A 9281-nucleotide genomic window follows, 5' to 3' on the forward strand; every position below is an offset into this window, starting at 1 on the left:
GAGGAAGAAATTATCCGGTATTAGCTCCGGTTTCCCGAAGTTATCCCAGGCTTGCAGGCAGGTTGCCCACGTGTTACTCACCCGTCCGCCGCTAACATCAGGGAGCAAGCTCCCATCTGTTCGCTCGACTTGCATGTATTAGGCACGCCGCCAGCGTTCGTCCTGAGCCAGGATCAAACTCTCATTAAAGTTTGTTAGCTCATTTGCTGGTCTTACTTAAAAGTAAATCATTGACGTTTGTTTCGTTCAGTTTTCAAGGAACAACTTCTCCGCCGCTCTTAAGCGACTTTTAAAGTATATCAGTTGGTGACTTGTTTGTCAACAACTTTTTTTAAGTTTTTCGCCGCCGCATTTGCGTTGTTCAGCAGCGACGTTTATTACTATAACAAGGCTAACTAAATAAGTCAACAGCTTTTTTTAATTTTTTTCTACTGCCTTGTAACAACGCTGGGATAATCCCGGCCCCTTCGTCTCTATTCCTACAGTAAGAACAAAATCCTTATCCACTAAATACTCTAGCAAAATACTTAAATCCACACCATAATGCATGAGTTCTGGGTGAGAGGACAATTCCTCTATCGTCCACAATTCTTTTTCATTCATAACACCGATGAAATGGGCAGCGCCGATCGAGGATCTGGAAAAAATTAAAAACTCACTGGCGATGAACAGCAATTCGAGCCTTTTGTCGATCGTCTCATCACTTTTCAGCAATTCCTCATAAAGCTTATAAATTTCAGGCTCGATTTGTTTTACTTGATTCCACACTGTCAGTTCAGGGTAAAAACCTCTTTCTATAATTGCCAGCCTGCCGAGATGATGCAAAGAATGGATAACATGGTTGAAAGCATCAAAATACTGCCGGCTGTCGAAAAACGTTTTCCCGTCATAGTACCGCCGGATCAGCTTGGCAAATTCGAGTCCGATTTTAAATTTTCTTTCCTTAAAGGGAAAGTCCTCCAGTTCTGAGCGGAGGTTCTCGAGATATTCATTGCGGTCGAAAAGAATTCTTCCTTCAAAGATCCATTCAATGATTTTCCGGTTTGTGCCGAGCAGCAGCCATTCTCGCAATTGCGTTTCGGTCACGACTTGCAGCGCAGCTTTCTGGTCAGCGTATTGATAATGCTTATGTATGACAGGCTTCTCCTGTTCTTTAACGATAATCAGCAACACAGTATCAAATGTATCCGTCAAGGTGACAGTTTTATACTTTTTTTCAATCCTCAGTATGCCCATTGTGTTCGCTTGGCTTGCGCGCTCCTGATAGAGCGGACGTAAAATGTCCTCCATAAGTGATTCCTCCATCATATTACTTTGCTCGGTTTAATTTCGACGCCCCTCTTCCATTTTCCTGCTTGCGCCAGGTGAAATTAAAATTGGGACGATTTGCTTAACTGTGGTATAGTTTAGTCTCGGGAGGGCATATCATGGCAAAAAAATATTCGAATAAAATCAATAAAATTCGCACATTCGCGTTAGGGCTCGTCTTTCTCGGTTTTATCATTATGTATATCGGCATCTTTTTCAAAAGCCATCCGATTGTGATGACGATTTTCATGCTGCTCGGGATGCTTTCGATCATTGCAAGTACGCTCGTCTATTTCTGGATTGGCATGCTTTCGACCAAGGCCGTGCAGGTCGTCTGTCCGAATTGCGGAAAGCCGACGAAAATCTTGGGAAGGGTGGACATGTGCATGCATTGCAATGAACCGCTCACGCTTGACCCTAACCTGGAAGGCAAGGACTTTGACGAGTCATATAATCATAAGAAAAGATAAAAAAGGATTGGCCACGTGATCGTGGACAATCCTTTTTAATGTGCTTTTTTGCTGCAATCCGGACAAACTCCGTACACTTCCATCCGATGATTGGCGACTTGAAAGCCAGTTACATGGGAAGCAAGCTGCTCAACTTCATCCAAGCCCGGATAATGGAAATCAACGATCTTTCCGCAGTCTTCACAGATAATATGGTAGTGGTCAGAAGTGACGAAATCAAAGCGGCTTGACGAATCACCATACGTCAGTTCTTTGACAAGTCCTGCTTCACGGAAGACCCTTAAGTTGTTGTAGACAGTGGCTACACTCATATTTGGAAATTTATCTTCCAGCGATTTGTAAATATCATCTGCAGTCGGATGTGACATCGATTGAATTAGGTATTCTAAAATCGCATGACGCTGAGGTGTAATACGGACGCCCGTTTCTTTCAACGTTTCGATTGCCTCTTTCAATTGGTGGTCTGACATCGTCATGCACCTCTTTTCTAAAAGTATTATCTATTTATAATCCTTATAATTAGAATACAAGAAGTTTGCCGTTTCTGTCAATTATTTTCCTTGATGAAGCGTGTCTTCTTCCGCTCCCTGCAAATGATTAACGTATCTCGCAGCAACAAAAAGCAAATCTGACAGCCTGTTCAGGTAGGCAATGACAATCGGGTTTGCATCTTCGATCGCTACTGCGCACCGCTCGGCCCTTCTTGCAACGGTTCTGGCAGTATGAAACGCGGATCCGGCCGGAGTGCCTCCAGGGAGAATGAAATTAGTCAGCGGCGGCAAATGCGGATCCCATTTGTCAATGACCGATTCCAAATACGAAACGTCCTCTTCCCCCAATTTCCACTGAACTTCCCGGTTCTTCGGAGTCGATAGCTCCGCTCCTGCATGGAAGATCGCCGTCTGGATTTTACGGAATACCGTTCTTATTTCCTCATATTCCGGCTTTTCCACGTCCGGCAGCAGGCTGAGGGCAAGCCCAATGAAAGAGTTTGCTTCGTCGCACGTGCCGTACGCCTCAACACGTATATCATCTTTTCCGATTCTTTGCCCAAATACAAGGGAAGTTGTCCCTTTGTCACCTGTTTTCGTATAAATCTTCATATAAAGTAAGCTCCCTTCACCGAACAGTCTAATTTATGTAAAAAAGAGGGCTGTAATGAACAGCCCTTAATCTATTTTGCTGAGGAGGTATGCCCTGATAATAAGGTATGTTTTTTTCCTTTGTTGGAATGGACAAATGCCGCCGGTCTTTTAAAAAGGGCGCAGTCACTCTACTTCAAGTTCTTTCACATACTCCAGCGCCTCTTCAACATGCCCCTTAACTTTCACTTTCCTCCATTCCTTCAGCAGCTCCCCTTCTTTGCCGATCAGAAATGTTGATCTTTCGATTCCCATGTACTCTTTCCCGAAGTTCTTTTTCAGTTTCCAGACATCATACAGTTCAGCCACTTCATGCTCTTCGTCTGCAAGCAAAAGGAAAGGCAGGCCATACTTTTCAATGAACTTCTCATGCCTCGCCAATGGATCGGGACTGATTCCGATGATCACGGTATTCAGCTCTGAAAATTGATCATGATAGTCGCGGAAATCACATGCCTGTGTAGTGCATCCGGGTGTCATATCCTTTGGATAAAAGTAAACGATTACGTATTTTCCGCGGTAATCAGACAGGGAAACCGTCTTTCCGTCATTTGCGCTTAGTGTAAATTCAGGTGCCTGTTCATTCAATCGTACAGTCAACTATAACCCCTCCATCATGTAGGTCTCTTTCTGTTAGCGTACAAAATTCAGGAGGGCAATACAACTATTTCATTCCTTCCGGCCGGAGGGATCAATTTCAATGAATGTCCTGACGACAAATGCTGCCGGTATCGTATACCCGAGCAGGGCCTCGATAATGACGAGCAGGCGACCATATCCGATCGGAACCACGTCGCCGTAGCCGACGGAGAAGAGCGTAATGGCGCTCAAATAGAGGCTCGTCCATAATTTCGGCAAAAATTGGGGCTTCAAATACTCGCCAGTATCCATAATGACTTTCAGCCCCCTTAATTCGAACATCAAGAAAAGCAGGCCGAAGCCGATCATGATCACCGCATACGTAACACCAAGAAAAAGAAAGTTCTCAAATGATACTTGTTTAAATTTGAACCGGGACGGTACAAAAAGCATTTTCATCGCCATCCCTATGCAGAGGATGATCGAAATAAACAGCGCATGCCACATCGCTTTCCCCTCTTCCGCTTCTTCACTATATCTTACTCGCTTCGCTGCACCGTATGTCAGCAATTTGCGCAACATCCCTATCACGTCTACAATATGTGTAGGGTTTAAGGATTGGAGGAATAAAATCATGGATTTTACAAAATCAGAAGCGCTTCATAAAGAAGCAGTTGAATATATCGTCGGCGGGGTGAACAGCCCATCCCGCTCCTATAAGGCGGTCGGAGGCGGCTCCCCTGTTGCGATGGAGCGGGGCGAAGGTGCCTATTTTTATGATGTGGACGGAAATCGATATATCGATTATCTAGCCGCATATGGACCGATCATTACCGGCCATGCTCACCCACACATTACAGAGGCGATCAAGCATGCAGCCGAAAACGGGGTGCTATTCGGAACACCAACCCCGCATGAAGTGAAATTTGCCAAAATGATCCGAAGCGCGATGCCAAATCTTGAAAAGATCCGCTTTGTCAATTCAGGGACAGAAGCTGTCATGACTACAATCCGGGTAGCAAGAGCCTATACAGACCGGGTGAAAATCATCAAATTCGCCGGCTGCTATCATGGCCACTCTGATTTGGTACTCGTTGCTGCAGGCTCCGGCCCGTCACAGCTCGGGATGCCGGATTCCGCAGGGGTGCCTGCAAGCATCGCACGGGAAGTCATCACCGTTCCGTTCAATGATATCGAAGCCTATAAAGAGGCGATGGAAAAATGGGGGAACGAAATTGCCGCAGTGCTTGTTGAGCCGATTGTCGGCAATTTCGGGATCGTCGAACCTTTCCCAGGCTTCCTGGAAGAAGTGAAAGAGGTCGCCCATGCGCACGGGTCGCTGCTCATCTTTGACGAAGTGATCACGGCTTTCCGCTTTATGTACGGCGGGGCACAAGACATGCTTGGTGTTACCCCTGATTTAACGGCGCTCGGAAAAATCATCGGCGGCGGACTTCCGATCGGCGCGTACGGAGGCAAAAAAGAGATCATGGAGAAAGTAGCACCGCTCGGCCCTGCCTACCAGGCGGGAACAATGGCCGGAAACCCGGCCTCGATGCTGTCCGGCATCGCCTGCCTTGAAGTGTTGAAGGAAGACGGAGTATATGAAGAATTGGACCGTCTTGGCGAAAAGCTCGAGAAGGGAATCCTGGAAGCTTCCAGCAAATATCAGGTTCCAATTACAATTAATCGTCTTAAGGGCGCATTAACTGTTTATTTTACAGATGAAAAGGTAGTAAACTATGAACAGGCTGAATCGACCGACGGAGAAATGTTCGCCCAATTCTTCAAGCTAATGCTGAGCCAAGGGATCAACCTGGCACCATCGAAATATGAGGCATGGTTTATCACTACAGCCCATACGGATAAAGATATAGAAGAAACTATTGAAGCCGTCGATTACGCCTTCAAAAATATGCAAGGTGCCTCTCCATCCAGCAAAGGATAAAGAGGCCCGACCAGAAAGGAATCAGATATGAAGTTCGGTGCCCGCATTCTGAAAACTGGGATTGCTGTTACGTTGGCGCTCTATATGGCAAAGCTGCTCCATTTCCCTTCGCCTGTGTTTACCGCCATCGCTGCTGTTTTTGCGATTCAGCCGACGATTCACCGGTCGTATGTGACGGTCATTGAACAGATCCAAGGCAACATCATTGGTGCCGTCATTGCCATTTCGTTTGCATTGATGTTCGGAGACCATTATTTTATTGTCGGATTTGCTTCAATGGTCGCGATTGCTCTCATGCTGAAGCTGAAGCTTGAAAGCTCCATTCGGCTGGCGATCGTCACCATTATCGCTGTAATGGAGGCACCCTCTGCGAACTTCCTGCAGTACGCCACACTTCGGTCATCAGGTGTTTTGGTGGGGATCTTATCGTCATTCATCGTCAATTTGATTTTTATTCCGCCAAAATATGAAACGAAGCTCTTTCAAAACATCTCTGACATTACAGAAGATATTTTGAAGTGGCTGAGGCTGACATCGAGGTTTGCCTATGAGGACAGTCTGCTGAAGAAGGACCTGGGAAAATTCAAAGATCGGATCAGCTCCACAAGCTCTCTTTATACCATGTTTAAAGAAGAGCGGCGGTATTTTAAGAAAAATGAGTTCTCGAAAGGTCGCAAGCTGGTGATCTATAAACAGATGATCCAGGCTGCCCAGAAAAGCTATGACTTATTGAAGCTTCAGCAGCGATATGAAAACATCCTTCACCAGCTGCCTGAAAAACTCCAGATCCACACGAGGGAACGACTGGACTTTTTGCTAAGCTATCATGAGCAGCTACTGTTGAAATTCCTTGGCCGGGTGCGCGATGAAGTCGACTACTCCAGCCTTCACTCCGGAATCTTCACAAGAGAGCAGCTGATGGATTCCTTCATTAAGGAAATTCGTCAAAACGAAAAGGACGACGATTATGTATCTTTCCATTTGATGCAGGTCTTGTCCGCCATCATCGAATACGAGGAGCAGCTGGAGCATCTTGACAAGCTGATCACAACATTCCAGAAGTATCATAAGAAAGCGAGTAAAATCACCATCAATAAAGAATAAACGCCGAAGAGACTTTTCTCTTCGGCGTTTTTCATTAACGGTCGAGCTGTTGGACTTGGAACAGCTGATAATATTTCCCCTGCTTCGCCATCAATTCCTCATGGGAGCCTACTTCAGCTATTTCCCCGTGATCGACGAGGACGATGCGGTCTGCATGGGTAATGGTCGACAATCTATGGGCGATGATCATTGTCGTCCGGTCCTTCGCCAATTCTTCCAGTGCCTCTTGGATCAGCGCCTCGCTTTCGAGGTCAAGAGCGGAAGTGGCTTCATCCAAAATCAGGATCGGCGGGTTTTTCAGGAAAACGCGGGCAATCGCAATCCGCTGCTTTTGTCCACCGGATAATTTTACGCCCCTCTCGCCTACTTTTGTTTCATAGCCTTGGGGAAGATGCTCAATGAACTCCTCGGCATTTGCCATCTTTGCAGCCCATTTCACTTCTTCTTCGCTTGCTTCCGGCTTTCCAAGTAGGATATTCGCCTTCACTGATTCACTGAATAGAATATTGTCCTGCAGCACCATTCCGATCTTGTCGCGGAGACTGCGGACTTTGAACCTACGGATATCCGTTCCGTCCAAAAGGATGCTTCCTGAAGTGACGTCATAGAATCTCGGGATCAAGCTGACGAGCGACGACTTTCCTCCCCCGCTCATGCCGACAAGCGCGATCGTTTCCCCCGGCTTAATATGGAGATTGATATGATTCAATACCGGAAGCTCTTTTTCATCATAAGAAAAAGATACGTTATCAAACGTGATATCTCCCTTGACCTTCTTTAGTTCGATGGCGTCCGGCGCATCGTCGATATCATATTTCTCATCCATCAGCTCAAACACACGGTCCATGGATGCAATCGCCTGGGTTAATGTCGTCGAAGAATTGACTAGTCGCCTGAGCGGATTATACAGCCTTTCTACATAGCCCATGAACGCGACGAGCGTTCCGATAGACAGCCCGTGGTTGATCACCTGATAGCCCGCATACGTTATGACAATCAGTGGTGCAATGTCGGTGATCGTGTTGACAACTGCAAATGCTTTTGCCGTCCAGCTTGTGTGGACCAGCGCCTTATCCAAAAAGTTGCTGTTCGTTGCATTGAAGTTCTTTTGCTCATGCTCCTCAATGGCAAAGCTTTTTATCACCGACATACCGGCCACACGTTCATGCAAATAGCTCTGAACACCAGCAAGGGCCTGTGATCGTTCTCTCGTCAGCTTCCGCAAATTGCCGAAGAAATAGCGGACTGAAAAAATGTATAGCGGAAATACAGCCAATGATACAAGTGTAAGTGGGACATCAAGCGTAATCATAATAATAATGGCGATAATAACAGTCGTCAGATCCAGCCACAGGTTCATTAAACCGGTGATGACGAAATCTTTTGTCTGCTCAACATCATTGATCACTCTTGAGATGATTTCCCCTGCTCTTGTATTTGAATAAAATTTAAAGCTCAATTTTTGGATATGAGTAAAAAGACGGTCCCGTATATCAAACAATATTTTACTTGCCGTCCATTGGGCAAAATACTGACGGTAGTACTCGATCGGCGGGCGGAGAACGATGAAGACGAGCCCCATGATTCCCATTGTCACGAGCAACTTTGTCGTTTTCGCTTCTGCGCCAACATTCGGTGCTCCGATGATATCATCAATCACGTACTTCATCAGAATCGGAATCAATAAAGGGATGGCGAATTTAACAATCCCAATCAAAAGAGTACCGATGATTTTCCATTTATACGGCTTGACGAATTCCATATACCTTTTCATGATTTCCATGCTCAATTCCTACTCTCATCAAAAAATAAAACCTGTTGCCAAAAGCCAACAGGCATGTGCGTCTGAGCAGCCTCAGTCGCGATACGTCAAATAACGGTCATACCAAATGTCAATGAAATCAGGAGAAAAGGGGCCTTTTCGCTGGCTGATCCATCTGACGAGCTTGTCCACATTTCGTTTTAAAATGTGGTCGATAACATCCGGATAGCCCATCTGTTTACGATGATACTCATACTCATCTTCGTCGAGCAGCGTATAGGTCATATCAGGATAGACCTTGATATCCAGGTCGTAGTCGATATATTTCAGCGCTTCATTGTCGTATACATAAGGCGAACCGAGATTGCAGTAATAATAAATACCATCTTCCCGGATCATCGCAATGATATTAAACCAAATATCTGTATGGAAATAACAGATGGCCGGTTCTCTCGTAATCCAGGTTCTTCCGTCGGATTCGGTGACGATTGTCCTGTCATTCCCTCCGATCACAAGATGCCGCGTTGCTTTCAATACCTTTGTTTCGTCCCATATTCGGTGGATTTTTCCGTTATGTTTATAACTGTGGATTTGAATATTATCGCCCTCAACGGGAACACCCATCGTCTCCCCTACTTTCTTTTTAAACCGAACTATTCGTCTGCCAATTTTTAATCATTATACCGCCTAGGCTTGATTTTTTAAACCAATGCGACCTGAGGGGGAGAAAACTGCCTGAAAAAGTGATTAGCGCTTTCAAAAAATACTTCTTCCCTAGTATGTATATACAGATTAAATAAAGATAAACGCCTGTCAGAAAGAAAAACGAGGCTGGGACATAACTAGTCTCTAACCAAGAGAAAGGTGAAATTGAGCAAGACAATTTCACCTTTCTCTTTTTATTGTGTATAAATTTAGGATCCACTTGCTGTGTTGGCCGTAAACTTACGTAAGTTCACGGCCATTAA

The 9281-nt window shown here is 45.4% G+C and carries 10 protein-coding genes and 1 rRNA gene; 3 read left to right on the forward strand and 8 right to left on the reverse strand.

Annotation, left to right across the window (positions count from 1 at the left end):
• Nucleotides 1–189 (reverse strand): 16S ribosomal RNA (locus AC0TWI_RS04140); the annotation flags it as partial.
• Nucleotides 190–417: 228 nt separating this feature from the next.
• A complete protein-coding gene (locus AC0TWI_RS04145; RefSeq protein WP_488125076.1) occupies nt 418–1290 on the reverse strand; it encodes a nucleotidyltransferase-like protein in 873 nt (290 codons plus the stop codon).
• Nucleotides 1291–1427: 137 nt separating this feature from the next.
• On the opposite strand from AC0TWI_RS04145, the gene AC0TWI_RS04150 reads away from it, so the two are divergent.
• Nucleotides 1428–1778: a YgzB family protein gene (locus AC0TWI_RS04150; RefSeq protein ID WP_488125077.1), complete on the forward strand. Its 351-nt coding sequence runs from the start codon at nt 1428–1430 to the stop codon at nt 1776–1778.
• Between the two features lie 35 nt (nt 1779–1813).
• On the opposite strand, the gene perR is transcribed toward AC0TWI_RS04150, so the two are convergent.
• From perR to AC0TWI_RS04170, 4 genes are all read right to left on the reverse strand, one after another.
• Nucleotides 1814–2248 (reverse strand): peroxide-responsive transcriptional repressor PerR, encoded by a 435-nt coding sequence (gene perR / locus AC0TWI_RS04155; protein ID WP_488125078.1) that lies wholly within the window; start codon nt 2246–2248, stop codon nt 1814–1816.
• 81 nt (nt 2249–2329) lie between these two features.
• Nucleotides 2330–2881, reverse strand: a complete 552-nt coding sequence (locus tag AC0TWI_RS04160; protein ID WP_488125079.1) for a cob(I)yrinic acid a,c-diamide adenosyltransferase — start codon at nt 2879–2881, stop codon at nt 2330–2332.
• A 165-nt stretch (nt 2882–3046) separates the two neighbouring features.
• The gene (gene bcp / locus AC0TWI_RS04165; RefSeq protein WP_488125080.1) at nt 3047–3520 is read right to left on the reverse strand and encodes a thioredoxin-dependent thiol peroxidase; all 474 of its coding nucleotides are present in this window, start codon (nt 3518–3520) and stop codon (nt 3047–3049) included.
• Nucleotides 3521–3589: 69 nt separating this feature from the next.
• The gene (locus AC0TWI_RS04170; protein ID WP_488125081.1) at nt 3590–4081 is read right to left on the reverse strand and encodes a potassium channel family protein; all 492 of its coding nucleotides are present in this window, start codon (nt 4079–4081) and stop codon (nt 3590–3592) included.
• Between the two features lie 52 nt (nt 4082–4133).
• On the opposite strand from AC0TWI_RS04170, the gene AC0TWI_RS04175 reads away from it, so the two are divergent.
• Both AC0TWI_RS04175 and AC0TWI_RS04180 read left to right on the forward strand, forming a co-directional pair.
• On the forward strand, nt 4134–5447 hold the full coding sequence (locus AC0TWI_RS04175; protein ID WP_488125082.1) for a glutamate-1-semialdehyde 2,1-aminomutase: 1314 nt from the start codon (nt 4134–4136) through the stop codon (nt 5445–5447).
• Between the two features lie 27 nt (nt 5448–5474).
• The gene (locus AC0TWI_RS04180; RefSeq protein WP_488125083.1) at nt 5475–6551 is read left to right on the forward strand and encodes an FUSC family protein; all 1077 of its coding nucleotides are present in this window, start codon (nt 5475–5477) and stop codon (nt 6549–6551) included.
• 34 nt (nt 6552–6585) lie between these two features.
• On the opposite strand, the gene AC0TWI_RS04185 is transcribed toward AC0TWI_RS04180, so the two are convergent.
• Entirely contained in the window at nt 6586–8334 is a 1749-nt protein-coding gene (locus AC0TWI_RS04185; protein ID WP_488125084.1) for an ABC transporter ATP-binding protein, read from the reverse strand.
• Between the two features lie 72 nt (nt 8335–8406).
• The gene (ntdP, locus tag AC0TWI_RS04190) at nt 8407–8937 is read right to left on the reverse strand and encodes a nucleoside tri-diphosphate phosphatase (RefSeq protein ID WP_488125085.1); all 531 of its coding nucleotides are present in this window, start codon (nt 8935–8937) and stop codon (nt 8407–8409) included.
• Nucleotides 8938–9281: the final 344 nt, after the last annotated feature.

The sequence above is a fragment of the Lederbergia sp. B243.17 genome (assembly GCF_057657925.1).

What these genes read in the sequence shown, in the direction of transcription:
- AC0TWI_RS04145 (WP_488125076.1), bottom strand. Translation starts at nt 1,290, where the DNA reads ATGGAGGACATTTTACGTCCGCTCTATCAGGAGCGCGCAAGCCAAGCG.
- AC0TWI_RS04150 (WP_488125077.1), top strand. Translation starts at nt 1,428, where the DNA reads ATGGCAAAAAAATATTCGAATAAAATCAATAAAATTCGCACATTCGCG.
- perR (WP_488125078.1), bottom strand. Translation starts at nt 2,248, where the DNA reads ATGTCAGACCACCAATTGAAAGAGGCAATCGAAACGTTGAAAGAAACG.
- AC0TWI_RS04160 (WP_488125079.1), bottom strand. Translation starts at nt 2,881, where the DNA reads ATGAAGATTTATACGAAAACAGGTGACAAAGGGACAACTTCCCTTGTA.
- AC0TWI_RS04170 (WP_488125081.1), bottom strand. Translation starts at nt 4,081, where the DNA reads ATGTTGCGCAAATTGCTGACATACGGTGCAGCGAAGCGAGTAAGATAT.
- AC0TWI_RS04175 (WP_488125082.1), top strand. Translation starts at nt 4,134, where the DNA reads ATGGATTTTACAAAATCAGAAGCGCTTCATAAAGAAGCAGTTGAATAT.
- AC0TWI_RS04180 (WP_488125083.1), top strand. Translation starts at nt 5,475, where the DNA reads ATGAAGTTCGGTGCCCGCATTCTGAAAACTGGGATTGCTGTTACGTTG.
- AC0TWI_RS04185 (WP_488125084.1), bottom strand. Translation starts at nt 8,334, where the DNA reads ATGGAAATCATGAAAAGGTATATGGAATTCGTCAAGCCGTATAAATGG.
- ntdP (WP_488125085.1), bottom strand. Translation starts at nt 8,937, where the DNA reads ATGGGTGTTCCCGTTGAGGGCGATAATATTCAAATCCACAGTTATAAA.